At 40.5% G+C, this 20477-nt stretch carries 17 protein-coding genes and 2 pseudogenes; 4 read left to right on the plus strand and 15 right to left on the minus strand.

The window, feature by feature from the left end; genetic code table 11:
• Positions 1-26 precede the first annotated feature (26 nt).
• From tcuB to MST18_RS11735, 10 genes are all read right to left on the minus strand, one after another.
• Complete coding sequence (gene tcuB, locus MST18_RS11690) at positions 27-1178, minus strand: tricarballylate utilization 4Fe-4S protein TcuB (protein ID WP_180133750.1); 1152 nt, start codon at positions 1176-1178, stop codon at positions 27-29.
• 3 nt (positions 1179-1181) lie between these two features.
• Complete coding sequence (tcuA, locus tag MST18_RS11695) at positions 1182-2576, minus strand: FAD-dependent tricarballylate dehydrogenase TcuA (RefSeq protein ID WP_180133751.1); 1395 nt, start codon at positions 2574-2576, stop codon at positions 1182-1184.
• A 99-nt stretch (positions 2577-2675) separates the two neighbouring features.
• Positions 2676-3608 (minus strand): LysR family transcriptional regulator, encoded by a 933-nt coding sequence (locus MST18_RS11700; protein ID WP_180077346.1) that lies wholly within the window; start codon positions 3606-3608, stop codon positions 2676-2678.
• A gap of 226 nt (positions 3609-3834) precedes the next feature.
• Positions 3835-3942: a DUF2474 family protein gene (locus MST18_RS11705; protein ID WP_111886050.1), complete on the minus strand. Its 108-nt coding sequence runs from the start codon at positions 3940-3942 to the stop codon at positions 3835-3837.
• Between the two features lie 11 nt (positions 3943-3953).
• Positions 3954-4958, minus strand: coding sequence for a cytochrome d ubiquinol oxidase subunit II (cydB, locus tag MST18_RS11710; protein ID WP_078193076.1), 1005 nt, complete (start codon positions 4956-4958; stop codon positions 3954-3956).
• The gene (locus MST18_RS11715; RefSeq protein WP_180115464.1) at positions 4951-6381 is read right to left on the minus strand and encodes a cytochrome ubiquinol oxidase subunit I; all 1431 of its coding nucleotides are present in this window, start codon (positions 6379-6381) and stop codon (positions 4951-4953) included. The genes cydB and MST18_RS11715 overlap by 8 nt, the downstream gene beginning before the upstream one ends.
• Before the next feature lie 259 nt (positions 6382-6640).
• On the minus strand, positions 6641-7054 hold the full coding sequence (locus MST18_RS11720) for a DUF2946 domain-containing protein (RefSeq protein ID WP_078193302.1): 414 nt from the start codon (positions 7052-7054) through the stop codon (positions 6641-6643).
• A gap of 207 nt (positions 7055-7261) precedes the next feature.
• Complete coding sequence (locus MST18_RS11725; RefSeq protein WP_078193078.1) at positions 7262-8134, minus strand: MBL fold metallo-hydrolase; 873 nt, start codon at positions 8132-8134, stop codon at positions 7262-7264.
• Positions 8135-8136: 2 nt separating this feature from the next.
• Positions 8137-8553, minus strand: a complete 417-nt coding sequence (locus tag MST18_RS11730; RefSeq protein ID WP_078193079.1) for a DUF6691 family protein — start codon at positions 8551-8553, stop codon at positions 8137-8139.
• 1 nt (position 8554) lies between these two features.
• Positions 8555-8971: a YeeE/YedE family protein gene (locus tag MST18_RS11735; RefSeq protein ID WP_180035493.1), complete on the minus strand. Its 417-nt coding sequence runs from the start codon at positions 8969-8971 to the stop codon at positions 8555-8557.
• Positions 8972-9097: 126 nt separating this feature from the next.
• Between MST18_RS11735 and MST18_RS11740 the strand changes: the two genes are divergently transcribed.
• Positions 9098-9409, plus strand: coding sequence for a metalloregulator ArsR/SmtB family transcription factor (locus tag MST18_RS11740; RefSeq protein ID WP_180133752.1), 312 nt, complete (start codon positions 9098-9100; stop codon positions 9407-9409).
• 40 nt (positions 9410-9449) lie between these two features.
• Here MST18_RS11740 and MST18_RS11745 read toward each other — a convergent pair.
• The 4 genes and pseudogenes from MST18_RS11745 to dsbD form a co-directional block, all read right to left on the minus strand.
• Positions 9450-9812, minus strand: a pseudogene (locus MST18_RS11745) (YidH family protein).
• Positions 9813-9900: 88 nt separating this feature from the next.
• Entirely contained in the window at positions 9901-10653 is a 753-nt protein-coding gene (gene dsbG, locus MST18_RS11750) for a thiol:disulfide interchange protein DsbG (protein ID WP_180133753.1), read from the minus strand.
• A gap of 21 nt (positions 10654-10674) precedes the next feature.
• Positions 10675-11517: a TlpA disulfide reductase family protein gene (locus MST18_RS11755; protein WP_180133754.1), complete on the minus strand. Its 843-nt coding sequence runs from the start codon at positions 11515-11517 to the stop codon at positions 10675-10677.
• A complete protein-coding gene (dsbD, locus tag MST18_RS11760) occupies positions 11514-13487 on the minus strand; it encodes a protein-disulfide reductase DsbD (protein WP_180133755.1) in 1974 nt (657 codons plus the stop codon). Before dsbD ends, MST18_RS11755 begins: the two co-directional genes overlap by 4 nt.
• A gap of 119 nt (positions 13488-13606) precedes the next feature.
• On the opposite strand from dsbD, the gene MST18_RS11765 reads away from it, so the two are divergent.
• From MST18_RS11765 to MST18_RS11775, 3 genes and pseudogenes are all read left to right on the plus strand, one after another.
• Positions 13607-14296, plus strand: coding sequence for a response regulator transcription factor (locus MST18_RS11765; protein ID WP_180133756.1), 690 nt, complete (start codon positions 13607-13609; stop codon positions 14294-14296).
• The gene (locus tag MST18_RS11770; protein WP_180129846.1) at positions 14275-15636 is read left to right on the plus strand and encodes an ATP-binding protein; all 1362 of its coding nucleotides are present in this window, start codon (positions 14275-14277) and stop codon (positions 15634-15636) included. The genes MST18_RS11765 and MST18_RS11770 overlap by 22 nt, the downstream gene beginning before the upstream one ends.
• Positions 15637-16396: 760 nt before the next feature.
• Positions 16397-16817, plus strand: a pseudogene (locus tag MST18_RS11775) (Fic family protein); the annotation flags it as partial.
• A gap of 55 nt (positions 16818-16872) precedes the next feature.
• Here MST18_RS11775 and MST18_RS11780 read toward each other — a convergent pair.
• Positions 16873-20313, minus strand: a complete 3441-nt coding sequence (locus tag MST18_RS11780; RefSeq protein WP_180133757.1) for a pyruvate carboxylase — start codon at positions 20311-20313, stop codon at positions 16873-16875.
• Between the last annotated feature and the right edge of the window lie 164 nt (positions 20314-20477).

Here is a 20477-nt window from a genome sequence, read left to right on the forward strand (position 1 = left end):
CCATGGTCCGGTTGTGGTTTGGGTGCTTACTTGGTTTTTGAATTCGTTTTAAGTTTTGCGACACGTTCTTCGACGGCAAATTTCAGTAATGCGGCACTTCGGTAAAAGCCGTGCGCAAACTTACCAAAAGGGATCGTCAAGAAGAAAGTCATAACGGTTGCAAGATGAACAATCAGCAAGAGAGCCATTGCGGAACTATCGCGAAATGCCAATAGCGCCAGACCTGTAATGCTGATCAGCAATAAAAGGAAGATAAAACCACGGTCCATAGGTTTTTGTTTTGCATCACCATGCATCGGATGTCGTTTAATATTGAGATGTAGCAGCCCGATCGGTCCAATGATCAGACCAATACCGCCCAATGTACCTAAAATCACCGGTAAACTGGTGTAGGCATACGGTGCTTCTAAGCCTAAAAAGTAGTGATACATCGTCGCGACACTGGTTGCCATAAAGCAAAGTAAAAATCCATACATCGTAAAGTGATGGAAAACACGGCGGATTTGCGTATAACGATCATCTTCTTCATTACAGCCTTTACCATGTCCACCATCTAAATATTTTAAGGTCAGGACATTTTTTGACGCTTGTAAAATATCGGGTTGAGCAACGCCTTCTGGAATAATTTTTGAGGTTTGTTTCCAAAATTTTGCAATTCCCAAGCCCAAAAGCACAAAAGCTAAGATAAATACAGAGCCAAATAACACGGCAAGAAAGTTATGCGGAAAAATTGCATAAAAATTCCCTTGATATTGACCAAAGATATTGGTGCCATTAAGCCAAACACCCAAGAGCATCAGTAATGCAAAAAATACCGACATCGCAGAAACTAGGGGAATTCCTGTCTTTTTATAAATCGCACCAAAAGATGCAGGAACTGCAAATTCTTGATAGGTTTCTAGGCGGACTTGTGCCATGGCTTGAGGAATATTCACGCCAAACTCATGCGGAGGCGCATACTGACAGGCATGTAAACATGCGCCACAGTTGTGGCATAAATTTGCCATGTAATGAATATCGGCTTGAGTAAACTCAAGTCTTTTGGTCATTGCAGGGAAAACCGCACAGAATGTTTCGCAGTAACGACATGCATTACAAATCTGTAAAGCCTGTTTTACTTGTTGTTCATGATCCGTGAGCTGTACAACTGGAATTAAGTTTTTAACATTTGCATTCATTCTTTAAACTCCCAGTTTAAACGCAGCTTGAGCCGCATTTTTTCCTGCAATTCGACCAAATGTCGTTCCAATCGACATACCTACACCGGCTGTATAGCCTTGCCCAAGTACATTGCCTGCCATCATTTCGCCTGCAACAAATAGATTTGGACTTGCGACATTTTCAAAGCGCACAGCGGCATCATCTTCGACTTTTAAGCCCAGATAGGTGAAAGTAATGCCTGGACGTAATGCGTAGGCATAATATGGCGGTTGGTTTAAAGGAACAGCCCAATGTGTTTTTGCGGGCGTTAAATTCTCAGTATGGCAATTATCCAGTACAGTGTGATTAAACTCACCCGCCACACAGGCTTGGTTATAGTCCTTCACGGTTTGAACTAAAGTTGCAACATCTAGATTTAATTTTTCTGCCAATTCTTCGATCGTATCTGCCCCAGTACCTTCAAAGACTGGTGGCATAAAACGCCCAACCGATTTTGAATCAATAATTGAATACGCAATCTGACTGGGCTGTTTTGCAACTAAACGCCCCCAAATGGCATAACGTTTCGGCCAGAAATCTTCGCCTTCATCATAAAAACGTTGCGCATTTTTATTGACAACGATGCCGAGTGAAACACAGTCAATACGGGTGCAAATGCCACCATCGTACAACGGCGCGCGGGCATCAACTGCAACACAATGTGATTGAGATGGGTCGCCAATAATATCTGCCCCCTGATCAATCATGAACTTTAGTAAATTGCCTTGGTTAAATCGTGTACCTCGGATAATGAAATGATCTGCAGGCCATTCGCCATTTTCATTTTGTCCCCACGCTTCTTTTAACCATTCGCGATTGGATTCAAATCCACCTGCAGCTAATACACATGAAGCGCCGTCAAAACGCGTGCCATCTTCAGCAATTGCAGCAATAAATGTCCCATCTTCAATAATCAGTTCATTGATTTTTGTGTTGTAGCGAATCTCGACCCCTAAATCTTTTGCACTTCTAAAATAGGCATTCACCAAAGCTTTACCACCACCCATAAAAAATGCATTGGTCCGTGCTACATGTAAGGCACCTGATAACGGTGGTTGAAAATTTACCCCATGTTGACGCATCCAATTACGGCAAGTTGCCGTCGTGCGAATCACTAAACGCGCTAAATGCTCATTGGTTTTACCTGCAGTCACTTTGAGTAAGTCCTGCCAATATTCTTCTTCTGGGTAGGCATCGACTAACACATCTTGAGGTTCATCATGCATACACCGCAGGTTACGGGTATGTTGTGAATTTCCACCGCGCCATTCCTTTGGTGCTGCTTCTAACAATAAAACTGAAGCGCCAGCCTCCCTTGCTGTCAATGCTGCACATAAAGCGGCATTCCCACCGCCAATTACAATTACATCATGCATTCGATGTCTTCCCTTTCGAATTTGATGTAATTTAAGACCAAAACTGCCTAGCGCTGTGATAGGCAACTTTTAAATAGGTGTTTAGTAAAATTAAATAGGCTAAAAGTCTAATAGCTCTGCACTTGACCATAATCCTTTATTGATCAGCTGCTTAACACAAATTTTAATTGCTACTTTGGTGGCGAGACTTGCAGGAGAAAGCTCTTCTTCTGCAATACTAATAAGATAATTAATTCGATCCAGCACTGGTTCAACTACTTTGAGTAAACAAATATCTGATTTGAGATAATCAAAATGTGCACTGACAGGTTGAATGGTCGCCATATTTAAGTTGCTGACACAGTTCATGAGTAAGTGTAAACCATCAACTTCGTAATTTACGTCCAGCCCCTCAACCTTTTGATCTATGAATTTACGTAAACCATGTCGTTGGCTTGGTAATACCAGAGGCAAACGATTCACGTTTTCTAAATCAATTTTTCCATTTTCAATGCAGTGTTCAAAGCCATACTCTTTCAGTAAAGAACGATTTGCCATAAGAAACATTTGTTCTTTTAATAACGGTTGTACTGCCCAATTGGCATCGACATCTTGGGTAAAAATAATAGCAATGTCGAGCTGTCTTGAGTTGACTAAATTGGTTAAATTTCCCGAGAGACTTTCAACTAAATGAATTTTAATATCAGGATAACGCTCTGACATGAGCTGCATAAATGGTATGCCCAGAACTGACGCTATACTAGGTGAAAATCCAACGCTGACATGACCCGTCAGACGAGATGAGTGCGCCGCCTCAATGGCATATTGCACATGACGTAGAGAAAGTTGAGCTTGCTTAAAAAATGCTAAACCCGCTGGCGTGGGCGTCACACCTGTAGAATTTCGCTGTAATAAACGTGTGCAAAGTTCATCTTCAAGTTTTGCAATTTGTTGACTGAGTGCCGATGTGCCAACCTCAAGTTTTTGTGCAGCTTTGCCTAAACTTCCAGATTCTACAATGGTGATGAAATATTTGAGCTGTTTAAGTTCCACTCACGCTCCTTAAGATTTTTTCAATGCTTCATGTTAGTTTTAACAATATAGAAGCAAAAAAAACAGAAAAATCATTCAAAAGAAGTATTGAATATAAAAAAATATATTTTATGTATTTCGACACTTTAAATTGTCATATTCTACCTACTCAATTCACCTTTAGTCCCTCAAAAAAATCCACTATCTTACCCGGCAAGATAGTGGATTCAGATTTAAGGAATAGGTTCTAGTAAGCCCACTGCACCAGCAGTCTAAAGAACCCTGCGACAAGCGCCAAACTCAAGACACCACCAAGCCATAGCACAATAAACCAGCCTGCTTGATTCAGTTTCATGATGATTCTCCTTAATGATAGCCATCATCGCCGACACGAACTTTGTCACGGAACACCCAATACGACAGTGCGGTATAGAACAAAATAATCGGTATCAGCACCAATGCTCCAATCAAGGCGAACAATTGACTGCTTTGCGGTGCTGCTGCCTGCCAAATGGTGACGGATGGTGGGATAATATTTGGCCATAGACTGATTAAGAACCCTGTATATGCCAGCACAACTAAGACAAGTGTATAAATAAATGGCGCAAATTCCTGACGTCTTTTACAGGCACGTAAAGCCAATAATGTGAAGATCAATACTAAAATCGGCACAGGGCTAAAATAGTACAGTTGCGGCAAGCTAAACCAACGATTTGCAATCTCTGCATGTACCAATGGGGTGTAAATACTCACTGCAGCAAAAATCACAAATAAGGCGATAATCAGTTTTGGCATGAGGCTAAACATATGATTTTGAACACGTGCATCAGTTTTAAAAATCAGCCATCCGCAGCCCAAAGTGGCATACAGCACCACTACAGCAATGCCGGTAAAAATTGAAAATGGGGTCAACCAATCCAATCCGCCACCACTATAAATACCATTGGTGGTTTCAATCCCTTGGATATAAGCACCTAAAATCATACCTTGGAAAAATGATGCCAAGATCGAGCCCCAAATAAACGCTTGATCCCATAAATGTTTGGTGCGGTTCGCTTTAAAACGAAACTCAAAGGCGACTCCACGGAAAATCAGCGAGATGACCATTAAGATAATCGGCATATACAGCGCAGAGAGTACAGTCGAATACACCAATGGAAATGCCGCAAATAAGCCTGCACCACCTAAAACCATCCATGTTTCATTGCCATCCCAAACTGGTGCAACGGTATTCATCATCACATCGCGTTCTTGGCGATCTTTTACTAAAGGAAAAAGGATACCAATCCCTAAATCAAAGCCATCGAGTACCACATAAATCAGCACACCCACAGCGATGATTACTACCCAAATTAAGGATAAATCAATCATGGTTTTTCTCCTGTGGTTGTACTTCAAGCGACTCATCAATCGTACTCATTGGACGATTTGATGCACGAATGACCTCACCATCGCTATGGGCTTGAGAATGAATGAACTGTGGTCCTTTAACCATCAATTTGAGCATGTAGTAAATCCCAATACCAAATACGACGCAGTAGACAATCACAAAGATTATTAAGGTTAAACCGACTTGTTCTGCCGATACTGGTGACAAGGCATCTTTGGTACGCAGTACGCCATACACGACCCAAGGTTGACGACCGACTTCTGTGGTAAACCAACCAGCAAGCAAGGCAATAAAGCCTGAAGGTCCCATACATAAGGCAAATTTGTGGAGCCATTTTGACTCATAAAATTTCCCAGTTTTACGCAACCATGCACCCATCAGAGCAAGCAAAATCATCAAGACTCCCATACCGACCATAATGCGGAAGCTCCAAAATACTATGAGCGAGTTTGGTCGATCTTCAGGGGCAAATTCTTTTAAGCCTTTCACCTCTCCCTCTAAGGTGTGCGTCATGATCAGACTACCGAGGTTCGGAATGCCAATTGCATACTTGGTTTCTTCCGCCTCCATATCAGGAATACCGAACAAATATAACGGCATGCCATGATCTTTATTAGTTTCCCAATGTCCTTCAATTGCAGCAAGTTTCGCAGGTTGATGTTCTAAAGTATTTAGACCATGCATATCCCCCACAAATACCTGTAAAGGTGCAAGTGCAAGAATCATCCACATCGCCATAGAAAATGATTTTTTTACTAAGGCATCACGGCGACCTTTGAGTAAGTGCCATGCTGCAGTAGCAGCGACCAATAAGCCAGATACAAGGAATGCTGCTAGAGCCATATGCGCTAAGCGATAAGGGAATGATGGGTTAAAAACGATAGCAAACCAATCTTGCGGCACTATAATGCCATTTTCAAAGCTAAAGCCTTGTGGAGTTTGCATCCAGCTATTGGAAGATAAAATCCAAAACATGGAAATACAGGTGCCAATTGCCACCATCAGTGTGGCAAAGAAATGGGTTTTAGGACCCACTCTTCCCCACCCAAACAGCATAATGCCTAGGAAACCCGCTTCTAAGAAGAAGGCACTCAAGACCTCATAACTGAGTAAGGGGCCAGTGACACTACCCGCAATACGAGAGAATTCACTCCAGTTGGTGCCAAATTGGTAGCTCATGACTACCCCTGAAACTACTCCCATTCCGAAAGACAATGCAAACACCTTGATCCAAAATTGGAACAGATCTCGGTAAACGGGATCTTGTGTTTTAAGCCAACGCCATTCTAAGACCGCAAGAAAACTTGCTAGCCCAATGGAAATTGCAGGGAAAATAATATGAAAAGAAACTGTAAAAGCGAATTGAATTCGCGCCAATTCAAGTGCTGTCAAACCTAAATCCATGTCTATCACCTTATTGTGGAATTATGCGGTGAACCACTAACGGCCCATAATTTCGGGACTGCTTTAGGAAAGATAGATCAGTACGATGACGCAGACTGTTGTGAATCTGTTGGGATTTGATCAATTGTTTTAGCCTAATGATATAGGCGAACCGATTCTGTTCGCATCCGCTAAACGATGCAAAAATATAAAGTTTCATAAAATCACTCTTTAAATACCGAGGTAAATCAACAATTCAAATTGTTGGTCTGATTAGGATTTAAAGTGTGTGTGGAGGTGCCCTACCTTGTGGAAGTAAGTAAAGCCTTTGCAGTGAGAAATATACATGTCGGAAAGCATCTTTATAGAAACTTAGACGGACTTGAATCTTATCGATGATTTCAACTATCTCAAAATCAAAAGGTAGGACAACATCACCATAGACGGTACAGTATTGGCATTGATGGTTATGTCCATTGTGATCGTCGTGATTATGATCGTGGGTCAGATGATGAACAAGTTCGTTATACGTCTCATGTACGTGTTTGTGCTTTTCTGGGGACAGTAAATTATGTGTAATAGAGAGACATACCGGAGCAATTTGAAATTCTTCGGGTAATAGTGGTTGTAAATATACTGCGATTTGCAAAACTAAAGTTAAAATTGCAAAAAACAGTCCACTCTGTCTTAGCAACATATTCTCTCAACAGATGCCAACGAAAGCAAAAATACTTAAAAAAATCAGTGCTTCCTTGAAATCCGATCATACAAGTCAGCTTTATAGAATAAATATACCTAAAATACCAAGATCTTTAAAGTGAATATTCACTTTAAAGATATAAATATGAATTTTTAAGATAAAGACATAAATAAGTCTTTAATAATTTGAAATACAATATTTTTAGGTTTTAAAAAAATTAAGCGGTAACTTTAAATACGACACCCCATTTTCTTCAGGTTCGGGAAATTGACCCGCTTTCATATTGATTTGAATCGACGGCAAAATCAGTTTAGGCATACTTAATGTTGCATCCCGCTCATGACGCATCTGCACAAATTCAGATTTTGTAGTTCCCTCATGAATATGAATATTGTGCTCTTTTTGCGTTTGAATATCGGTTTGGCAGTGATATTCATCACGCGTTTTTGGCAAATAGTCATGGCATAAGAACACCCGGGTGGACGCTGGCAATTGATACAGTTTTTGCACCGAATCAAATAAGGTATCTGCACTACCACGCGGAAAATCACAACGTGCTGTGCCATAATCTGGCATAAATAAAGTATCACCGACAAAAACTGCATCACCCACTACATAACTTAAACATGCAGGCGTATGACCTGGTGTCGGGATGTTATATGCCTCTAGCTCACCAATATGAAAATGCTCATGATCATCAAATAAATAATCAAATGGTTGTTGAGCATTAAACTGCTTGATATCTAAATTATAAATGGCACTAAAGGTTTCTTGCACCAAGGCAATATGATGACTCATGGCAATTTTGCCACCGAGTACAGATTTTAAATACTGTGCTGCAGTCAAATGATCGGCATGCACATGGGTTTCCAAAATCCAATCTACTTTTAAATCTTGTACTTTGACATATGCAATGATTGCATCAGCATGGGTGGTCGAGGTGGTTGCCGAAGCCGCATCATAGTCCAAAACACTGTCAATGATAGCGCAGCGCTTGGTTACCGGATCACTCACCACATAACTAAATGTATTGGTCGCTTGATCAAAAAAATCCTGAACAATCGGTTGTTGCATAGTTAAGCTCCTGACCATTTACGGTGAATCAACACGCCTGCAAGCATCGCCACTATAAAATATAAAACTTGATAATGCCCTAAGCCAATTAAGGTGAAACTTGGCGCTGGGCAAATGCCGGCAATCCCCCATCCTGCACCAAATATTAAGGCACCGATAATAAGCTTTGAATCAATTTTATTGTTACTTGGTAAATCAATCTGCTCATTAAATACTGTGGTTGGTGCACTGCTACGTACCGCTTTTTGGAATGGAATAAATGCCACAGCAATTGCCCCCATCATTACAAAGGCAAGGCTTGCATCCCAATTACCAAATATATCTAAAAAATCGATCACTTTTTGCGGATTAGACATGCCAGAGAACATCAAACCCACTGAAAAAAGCGAACCAAATACAAAAGCTAAAAAGTTTTTCATTTTAGAATGCTCCAATCAAGTGACGAACGACATATACAGCAATAAAGCCTGCAAACATAAAGGTCATAGTTGCAATGATGGAACGTTTAGATAATCGGCTGATCCCACAAATACCGTGACCACTGGTACAACCAGAACCTAAGCGGGTACCAAAACCCACCAGTAAACCAGCAATAATCATCATTATTGGGCTAGCAGACACGATAATCTCTGGTTGTACAAAAAGACCATAAATAAATGGCGTGATGATCAAGCCTGAAAGAAACCACACTGCAGGCGTTTTAAAAATCGTCTGTGGATTCAGTACCTGCGCAATCAAGCCACTGATGCCTGCAATACGCCCATGGACATACAAATAACCCACCACTGCTATACCCAACAGAGCACCACCAAGAAACGCTGTCACAAAATCATGCATAGTTAATGCGCCACAAAACAATATCTAAACTTATATTATATAATATTATATATTAATCAAGTCATTTTATGTTATTATCTCGATATACTTTGCTCCTTTTGCTTTTTATGATTCAGGTTAGACGTTATGAACATCGCATTCGATAACTTAAAAATTGAATTTACGCAGGTTGATACCGTTTCCAATCGTTTGAAAGTGTTATCAAATCCTGACCGTTTAAAAATTTTATGTGTGTTGATCAATGGCGAATTAAATGTTCAGCAAATTGAGGAATGTACTGATATTCATCAGCCGACCCTATCGCAACAATTGACCGTTTTACGGAACAATAAAATTGTTTCGACACGTCGCGAAGGCAAACAAATTTTTTATCAATTGGCAGACCCTAAAGTGCTGGGTATTATGCAAACGCTGTATCAATTGTACTGTCAGGAATAAACATTTTTGTGCATGCTTTTGTATGGAGGCTCAGCCAAGTTTAGTAAATCCAAAATGAGATGATCAGTAAAAACCCAGTCAGCATGGTCAATAAATTCAGCCACACGGGATGTTAGGTCTGATAATCCTCAATAAATTCCTGTTCGGTTAATGAGCTCAATCCTCGACGATATTGCAAAATTGAGGCAAAGTTCACCAATAAACCAAATACAATCACGGCAATGCCAAGCCACTGTTCATAGATAATTTTGTGCTGATATTGCTCAGGGTGCAGTAATTGTAGCAATACATTTGATTTTTCAATCACAAAACCAAAGGCTATCAGGGCTAAACCACTGCGGTTCCATGCCAATGCCGTACGTTCCAAAGCAAACAATACCCGTGGATCTTGTAAATTTGACATTGTGCCCCCTGATGTTTAAGTGGTTGATGTTGAGCTTAGCATGATCTTAGACGGGCTATTGTGTTGGCTTGGTGAACATCTATTTTCCTTATTTTTCAAATATTTCTTTGAGATCACTCGGCATCCCTTGTGCAGACTGGAAGTTCCCCTTGCTGTCACGCCAAGCAATGGATGGTGTTGAGAAGAAACCATATTTGCCCATTAAGCTTTGGTTAAAATCAATTTTTTCTGCAATCTCTAAAGGAATATTTTCAGCTGGTTTAAGACGATTTTTGCCACGATTGATATTAATGTCATTAAATACGGCTGTTGGATTTTTTGACATGAGTAAAGTTGCCACCTGAGCACGGCTTTCTTCACGAATCACACCCACTTGAATATGACGTAATTGAACCTTGTCTGACTCTACCCAAGGACGTGCTTCTTGCCAAAATTTATGGCAATACGGGCAATTGGGATCTGAGAATACATAGACAATACGTGGCGCATCGGTTATGCCATCTTGAATCCAGGTTGAATCTTCTAATGTTTTCCATACATCATCTAAAATGGCTTTTTTCATATGCGTTTCAATTTGGCTGTTGGAAAGACTATTTCCTTGGGCATCAAACAACTCGCCTTTGATGTAATACTTGCCATCATTGGAAATAAAAATGGTATTGGAATATTGATCTTCGTGCCCTACCCAACCTGTTAAACCTTCGGGTGCAGGAATTTGTTTTACAAATTGAAAGCCTTCTTTTTCTAGTTGTTTTTTAATGGCATTCGGATTGGCACTGACACCACATGCCACCGTCAACAGTGTTCCGATAAGTAAACTGGTTTTAAGTAAAGTATTCATGACACATATCCTATGATTAATTTATGGGTTAATTTTCTTGAGATATTGTTGCAACATCGCTTGACTGATTTCGCCTTGATGACGCTCAATTAACTGACCTTGTGCATTGAAAAATAAGGTAGTGGGTAAACCTAAACTGTTCACTGCTTGTGGCATTTCACCCTGCATATCGAGCAAAATATTTTGAAAACTGAAGTGATGTTTTGTGAGATAAGTACGGACGGTATCGACCTCTTCACCTTGATTGAGCATGACAAAATGCACCTCAGGATATTGATCCTGCGCACGCTGTAATACAGGCATTTCACGATGACACGGCGGACACCAACTCGCCCATAGATTCACAACCGTCGGCTGACCTTGAAATTGTTTTAGCGCAATCATTTCTGACGGATCTTGAATGGCTAGGTTCAGACTTGGAAAACTCAAATTTGGATAATGGCTATCTTGATGCATGATTTTTTGTACTGTCCATCCTGCCCCCATAAGCAGGACAAAGATCAGCAATAATGTGGCTTTTGCTTTGTTCGCAATGGCTGAATTTCGCCACCAAAACCATGCACTTCCTATAATTATTCCGCCAATCAGATGAAACCCTTTGTCTTGAATTTTCAGCATATCAATGGGCGATGCGAGATAAGATTCCAGATTTAATCCAATAAAGACTAGGCGTGCACCTATTAATCCGATCCAAACACTGTTCCAAATAGAATCTTGGAAACGCTGTTGAATCTCGGCTGACCACTGTGCTTTTTGCCCGACTTTTCGTCCAATCATGGCGCTGACCAGCAAAGCCAACACCAAACACAACAGTCCCCAAGGCAACATGAATGGTCCAAGATGCAGTGCTTCGCTTGAGATCATGGCGGTGTACCTCGGTTTAATCGGCTCAAGAGTTGCGCTGCACTAAAGGTACCCGTCAAACGTAGATTGCGCTGCTCTTGATGCTGTACATCTAAGAAAATCATGGTTGGAGGTCCTAAAATCTGCCAGTCTTTCAGCACAATATCTTGACTTGCTTCATATTCGGTTAAATCGAGTTTGATTCGAGCAACAGCATCTAAAGCTATTTGTACATCGGCACGAGGTAACACCTCTTTTTCAATCGGCTGACAAGCCACACACCAATCGGCATACACATCTATGAGCACTGCTTGTCCTTTGACTTGATTCAGTGCCTGTTCAAGCTCAGCTTGGGTACGTACTTTTTGCCATGCGACTAATGTTGTGGCTTGTGTCGTACTCAGTTGTGACCATGCTTGCGTGACATACCATCCACCCGATATTGCAGTAGCTAAGCTCATTGCAATGAACAGCAGTTGCGTCGGCATTTGCAAAATATGCGGACGTATCTTCCATAAAATGTAAATGGTAATACCGATTAATAGGAGTCCCATCAACGTCAAATAAACCACGCTCGGCAGTAAAGGACGTAGGAAATACACCGCCAACAACAGCATGACAAAACCAAAAGTGAATTTCAGACGATCCATCCATACGCCCGGTTTGGGTAAGTACTGTGCACCAAACACACAAGCAATCAACAATGGCAAGCCCACACCTAGACCTAGAATAAACAGGTAACTAGCCCCCATCCACGGTTCAGGCAATTGCGCAACAAACAGCAAAGCCCCTGCCAATGGCGCACTCATACAGGGTCCGACAATTAGCGCAGAGATCATACCCATAATGAATGAACCCCATAAGGTTCCACCTTTTTGTCGTTGTTGCCATTGATCTAAACGCTGTAATACACCTTGTGGTAAAGACAACTGGAATATGCCAAATAAATTCAATGCAAACAGCACGAACATCACGGCAAATAACCCAATAAAGATGGGACTTTGTAACCAACGTTGGAAGTTATAGCCAAGTCCAGCCACAGCTAAACCCATCAAGGCATAAATCAATGCCATTCCGACCACAAAGACACCTGCAATCATGCCGGCACGATAGCCACGATGACGTTGCACTAAAATACTGGATAAGATCGGAATCAATGGTAAGGAACAAGGTAAGAATGCGAGCAATACACCTAAACCTAAAAAAATGATCAGATTCAGTGCAATATTGTCTGTTGAAAGTAAATAAAAGAAGTACTGGTCGTTGTTCCAATCGGCCTGCTTCGTGCGCTGTTCAGCATTCCTAGTAGTCACAGATTCAGAACTTGCCTGCATCATCAAGGCATCGTCTAGCTCTGGCGTACTGGCTTCGCTAGGTTCTGTTAAAGCAGTCACTTCAGAAGAGGGACTTAAACCATTTTCATCCGCTTTGACTTCTGCTGTATTTGCTGGCGTTACAACTGTTACAGTTTCAGTGTTTTTCGCCTGTGGATCTACAGGCATTGCAGTATTGGGTAATGAGGTGGATGTAACTGCATCTAATAATTTCTTTTGCGTTGTGCTTTGCTGACTCAGCTTGCTTTCAGGCAATAATCCATCGGCATCGGTGTGAATGGTTGTACGCTGTACTGGATAACATAAGCCACTTTCGGCACAGCCTTGCCATTCAATTTTATAGCTTTGATTGGGTTGCATGGCGACAGTCGCTTGCACTTGACCATAATGTACGTCGGTCATGCCGAAATTGGGGTCATCTTTTTGCTGTGGACGAGGCAGTTGCAGTGATAATGCTTTGCCATTTTCAATGACTTTAATCTGATCATGATACAGATAATAACCATCAGCAATACGCCACGTGAAGCTGGCTTGGTCTTGCGCTGTCGATACAGCCTGAAAAGCAAATGCTTGATCAGGGGGTAAAAAATCAGCGGATGCACTTTGCACACTCAAAATGCTGAATATTCCACACAACCCTACTAACCCTATACGCATAGATGACTTCCAATACCCGATACGAATCTATTTTGGTTGATTATGCAAAAGCATAAATTAAGGGAGCATTAACAAGATAAATCATTTATAAAATACAGGCAGGAAGTCAGGAAAACGCTATGTTTGTTGTTTTGGTTGAAGATGATCCATATATTGCCTCAAGTATTTGTGCCACTTTGGATTTTTTAAATATTTCAGTAGAGCATGTGAGTCATGCGCGTGATGCGGATTATTTTATCCGTCACAGTGCGGTCGATCTATGTTTGCTGGATTTAGGCCTACCTGACCAAGATGGTTTAGACTTACTGCGATCATGGCGCAGAGATCAGATTCATGTCCCTGTTTTGGTTTTAACCGCACGGTTACAGACCCAACAATGTGTTGAGGCATTAAATGTCGGTGCCGATGACTATTTAACCAAGCCTTTTGAACTGGATGAACTGATTGCACGAGTTCATGCACTCACCAGACGTCACCGCGGTTTTTCATCGAATGTCATTCAATTTGACCACTTAAAGCTCAATAAAGACACTCAAGAAGTCCATTATCAAGATCAAATGATTCAGCTTTCACGACGTGAATACAGTTTGCTTGAAACCTTGATGAGCCATCCAAATCAAGTACTTAAAAACGAAGTGCTGTTAGATAAGTTATACGGCTTTCAAGACAGTATCGAAAGTAATGCCTTGAATGTCCATATTTATCATTTACGGCAAAAATTGAATGCGGACTATATTCAGACTATTCGTGGTGTCGGTTATATGTTTAAAATTCCTGAGTCAATCCCATGCAAAAATCACACAGCTTAAAATGGCGCTTGGTCAGTAGTCTTTTGGCTGTGATGATCGGCTTATGGAGTGTGGTGTTTGTTTGGCTGTATATAGACTTACAAAAGCGTCTTCAGGACACCTTAGATCAACGTTTGCATGCCTCCGCACAAATGGTCGCACGACTGATTCAACAATTACCACTGCAAAGTTTGGATGAGTCTGCCTTAGTCCAACAACTTCATTCCACAGATCAAGAACAATTGATCGCTTGCGAAGTATCTTTATTTAGCTCTGACATCAGTGTAGGACAGCATGTGATTGCCAAAACACGCGGGGCACCGAAAGATTTAAGTCAGCAAGCAGTTGGTTTTAGTACTTGGCAACAAGGTGAGACGCAATGGCGCAGTTATGTGTTACGCCGTGGTGAGATTCAAGTAGTGGCTGCAGAGCGTATGTTTTTGCGGGAGTCTTTGCTAAAACAGATTTTGCAATCGGTCTTAATTCCGCTGATCTTGTCATTATTGTTGTGTATCGGCTTAATTGTTTTAATTGTTCGTCGAGAATTTAAAGCCTTGGATCTGGTTGTAAGCAATTTAAGTCAGTCAAATTTATCGCTCAATGAGGCAAGCCAATATCTCACAAGTTTAGATGCCAATACCATGCCCTCAGAGATCTACCCTTTTGTGCAAAATGCGAATCGCTTAGTCCACAAACTGCATCAAAGTCTTGAAAATGAAAAAGTCTTTAGTGTATATGCGGCACATGAATTACGCAGTCCTTTAACTGCAATTAAAACCAATGTGCAATTGGCACAACTGATGGCACAAAATGACGGCAATGCCAAATTGCAACAGCGTTTAGATCAAGCCAATCAAAGTATTCACCGTTATTCTGAATTACTTGAACAATTACTGATGCTGTCGAATACCGATCAATCTATTGAACAGATCAAAGCAAGCATTCAGGTAAAGCCCGTTATTGCCAAAGTACTTGATGATTTAGCACTGATTTATCCTGAAGCAACAGCTAAAATTCAGGTCGATTGGCACAGTCTTGGTGATTTGGCATTACCTGAATTTGTCTTGTATTCTGTTCTTAAAAACCTGCTTGAAAATGCACTATTACATGCAAATGCTGATGTGATTAACGTGAGTATGCAGAAAAACACTTTACACATTCAAGATAACGGCCGACATTTAAATGCCGAAGACATTCGTTACTTAGGGCAACGTTTCTGGCGCAAGTCAGCACAACAAAAAGGTCATGGTTTAGGGTTGTCTTTGGTCAAGATGATGCTGCAACAATATGCTTACACCGTCCAATTTGAACCGAATTTTCCTAAGGGATTAAAGATTACACTGTTGTCTCAAAAGAGTTGAATAAAGCAAATTATCATTTTTAGATCATGACTATTTATTCTTTGATTCTCAACGACGACTTTAAAAAATAGCTTGATATATTTGTAATAGACTGACTTGTAATACATTTATTTCAGTTCAAGGGCAAGCTCTCTTGTTTTCTTTAAACTCCCCCTCAGGATATAGACTGAATGACTCAGAATTGCGTTCACAATGAACGGTATAGCATACATTTCTTTATTTTTGTTCAATGGGTATGATCAATAGTGATGAACCATTTTCATCTGAAAGGCGGTAATACTTATCTTGGGCCTATGCTTTTCTGTATTTCGTATCAATGAGTTGATCTATATACCCATTATCTAGACTAAAAATTAAATGGATAAATTGTTCCAATAATTACCCGTAAAAGGCAAAAATTGGGGTGCACTGCTCAAGCGACAGACAATACAGCCAATAAAAAAGCCCTTAAATATTGAATTTAAGGGCTTTTTTACATTCAGTCGAACATCTCTGAATTGAATTTTGGTGATGGCGTCAATTGAACTCAGAACCTAAACTAATGATTTTAAATATCAATTTATATAAATTAGAAATTTTGTACCCAATTTTTACCCAAATTAGATTTAGTGTATTGAATCCTAAAATTAATTTTGTTCAAAGTCAGTTTTAGGATTTGAACTTGTGCACTGAGATTAGCACATGTAAATCGAATATAAAATGAAATGTTATAACATTTCTTATATATATCATTTAAAAATTCAACTTTAGATAAAAAGTTATGTTTGACATTATAGATACTTTAAAAACAAAATTAGATCAGCATCGTCCCCTTTCTCCTGCAATTGTAAAAAAATCTTATTGTTCGCTGAACATACCATTCAAATGCAATTGCAGCCAATACACTGACATTGCTAGAAACAAAAGTTGTGTTGGAAGGTAATACTGTTGGCGGGAAAGCATTACGAGCACATTTCGAGGCAATTAACCGTAGAAATGCGATTTACTATGTAGAAGGCTTTATTCGTAAAGAAGAGCCTTTTTCTGAATGGCAAATCCAGAATATCCATCAACTAATTCTTAAAAATATTGATAATGACAATGCTGGATGTTACAGACAGCAAAACATGCTTATTTCAGGTGCTACTACTACCCCACCTGATTACACCTTATTGAATGACAAAATGGCTCAATTAATAAATTAGTATAAACGACAACCCAGATTGCAAATCTGGGCTTTGTTGAATTTATTTTCTGTTAGGATAATGTCATCACCAAATCCATGGTTTTTACAGATTGACCCGAATTCAATAAAATGTCTTGAATAATACAATCCTCTTCCGCTTTAACCGCCAACTCCATTTTCATTGCCTCAACAGTAAATAAAGTTTCTCCTTTCTCTACTTTCTGCCCTTGTTTCACAGCAACAGTACTGATCATACCCGGCATTGGCGCGCCAACATGCTGCGCATTTCCTGTTTCAGCTTGAGTACGGCTCTGTTCTGACAGTTGTCCAGTTTGCTGAATCTGCAGTAATCTCAACTGACCATTTAATTCAATAAATAAGTCAATACTTCCATTTTTCGCTTGGGATTGTGCTAAAAGCTTAATTTCTAGCATTTTGCCTTTTTCCAACGGTACCTCAACAGCCTCATTTTCTTTTAATCCATAAAAAAATGCAGTCGAAGGTATATTAGACACTGCACCATATTTCTGCTTATGCGACATAAATTCCATAAATACTTTTGGGTACATCAAATAAGAAGCAAACTCTTGCTCACGAATCGATTGGCCTAAATGTTTTTCAACTTTTGCCTTTTCCCCCGTTAAATCAACTGCAGGCAAAAGCGCACCTGGACGATCGCTTAAAGGCTGTTCACCTTTTAAAATTTTTCGTTGTAAATCTTCAGGAAAACCATGCGCAGGCACTCCTAATTCACCCTTAAACAGCGAAATCACAGATTCAGGGAAATCAATTGCATAGTCTGTGCTTTTTACATTTTCGGTCGTCAACTTATTCGACACCATAAACAAAGCCATATCCCCTACAACTTTAGAGGTCGGCGTGACTTTAACGATATCACCGAACAGTAAATTGACTTGGGCATACGCATCTGAGATATCTGACCATTGCTCTTCTAAGCCTAAAGAGCGCGCCTGTTCACGTAGGTTAGTATATTGACCGCCTGGCATCTCATGATGATAAACATCTGCTGTACCTGCACGCATATCTGCTTCAAACGGTGCATAAATATTACGTACGCCTTCCCAATAGCTCGATAACGCTTGTAGATTTTTCTGATTTAAACCTGTATCACGCTCAGTATTTTGCAGTGCCGAAACAATAGAGCCCATACTTGGCTGTGAGGTCAAACCGCTCATTGCATCCATGGCCGTATCTACAGCATCTACTCCCGCATCAATTGCAGCTAGAATACTTGCTGAGGCAATCCCGCTTGTATCATGTGTATGGAAGTGAACTGGTAAACCCGTCTCCTCTTTTAGGGTTTTAATCAATTCATAGGCAGCTTTAGGCTTACAAATACCGGCCATATCTTTTATTGCTAAGATATTTGCTCCAGCCTTTTCCAGCTGTTTCGCCATATTGACATAATATTTCAAATCATAGCGGCGACTGCTATCAAAAATATCACCGGTATAGCAAATTGCAGTTTCACAAAGCATGCCCGTGTCACGTACAGCATCTATCGCTGCGCGCATATTATCCACTGCATTTAAAGAGTCAAAAACACGGAATAAATCAATACCAGACTGCGCGGCTTGCTGAATAAAATGACGTACGACATTATCTGGATAATTGGTGTAACCCACCGCATTTGAAGATCTGAGCAGCATTTGGAATAAAATATTTGGTACGGCTTCACGCAGTTTTTCCAAACGCTCCCAAGGGTCTTCTTTTAGGAAACGCATCGATACATCAAAGGTCGCCCCGCCCCAGCACTCAAGTGAAAATAGCTGATCTGTCATTTTTGAATAATATGGCGCAATGGCAAGCATATCTGCACTGCGCATTCGCGTCGCAAACAATGACTGATGTGCATCACGCATGGTCGTATCGGTGATCAAGACACGTTTCTGATCTAACATCCATTGGCTGAAACCATCTGCGCCGAGCAATTTAAATTGCTCTCTAGAACCTGTTAAACCTGAATCATTGTTAAGATCCCAAGACGGTAACGGTGCTGAAAAGGTCTGTATTTGAGGTAATTGTCGCCCTTTCAACTCTGGCTGACCATTGACTGTGATATCACCTAAAAACTCTAAGAGTTTCGTTGCACGGTCTTGTTTAATTGGAAAGTTCAGCAGTTCTGGTGTTGTATCAATAAATTTCGTCGTACATTGGCCCGAACTGAATAATGGATGGGTAATCACGTTTTCTAGAAAAGCTAAATTATTCGCAACACCGCGTATTCTGAATTCTTTTAAAGTTCTCAACATACGTGAATTGGCTTCATCCATAGAAGAACCACGTACCGTCACTTTTGCAAGCAGTGAATCATAATATGGACTGATGACAGCACCAGTATAAGCTGTCCCGCTATCAACCCGAACCCCAAAACCAGTCCCTGCACGATATGCGGTCAGCTTGCCATAATCTGGCATAAAACCATTTTTCGGGTCTTCAGTGGTCAGACGGCATTGAACGGCATGACCAAGCATTTTGATTTGCTCTTGGACAGGAACAAAGCTTTCTTTCTCACCGATCTTCGCCCCTTCAGTAATTCGAATCTGAGCTTTAACAATATCGATGCCTGTGATTTCCTCAGTGACTGTATGCTCAACCTGAATACGAGGGTTAACTTCGATGAAGTAAAACTCGCTTGTTTCAGCATCCATCAAAAACTCAACTGTACCCGCATGCGTATAATTCACCGCCTTTGCAAGCCTTAAGGCTGCTGCACATAATTTTTGACGCTGATCTTCATTCAAATATGGGGCAGGCGCACGCTCTACAACTTTTTGATTGCGACGCTGTACCGTACAATCACGCTCAAACAAATGAACAATATTGTTATGCATATCACCGAGGATCTGCACCTCAACATGACGTGCCTGGCGAATCAACTTCTCTAAATAAACTTCATCATTACCAAAAGCAGATTTTGCTTCACGGCGTGCAATATGAATAGCATCTTCAAGCTCTGTCTCATTTTCAATTGCCCGCATGCCACGACCACCACCGCCCCAGCTCGCCTTCAGCATTAATGGATAACCTACTTTAGCAGCAATCTCTCGGCATTCGGCAATCGATTCTGGCAGTGCATTTGTTGCTGGTACCACCGGCACACCAGCAATGACTGCGACATTACGCGCCATAACTTTGTTGCCAAGCTGTCTCATCACATCTGCACTTGGCCCAATGAACAGTATTCCAGCATCTTTACAAGCTTCTGCAAAATCAGGATTTTCTGATAAAAAACCGTAACCTGGATGAATAGCATCTACATTATTTTCTAATGCAATTCGGATGATGTCATTGATATCTAAATAAGCAGCAATTGGTTTCTTGCCTACTCCTACTCGGTATGCTTCATCTGATTTAAAACGATGCATTGCAAATTTATCTTCTTCTGCATAAATCGCAACGGTTCGAATGCCCATTTCAGATGCTGCCCGCATGACACGAATCGCAATTTCACCACGGTTCGCAACTAATATTTTATGAATTTGGCGCATAGTTTTCTACGTATTAATAATGAATAGAAGATACACATTGGAAAATAAATTACAATGCGACGTTTTAATTTATAAAATTCATATAAATAAAATGAATTTTTAACTCAAATAAAAACACCCTAAACACAAATCTACATAAATAAACCACACAGGTATAATAAAAT

The sequence above is a fragment of the Acinetobacter sp. YH12068_T genome (assembly GCF_024606005.1).
Taxonomy (GTDB): Bacteria; Pseudomonadota; Gammaproteobacteria; order Pseudomonadales; family Moraxellaceae; genus Acinetobacter; species Acinetobacter amyesii.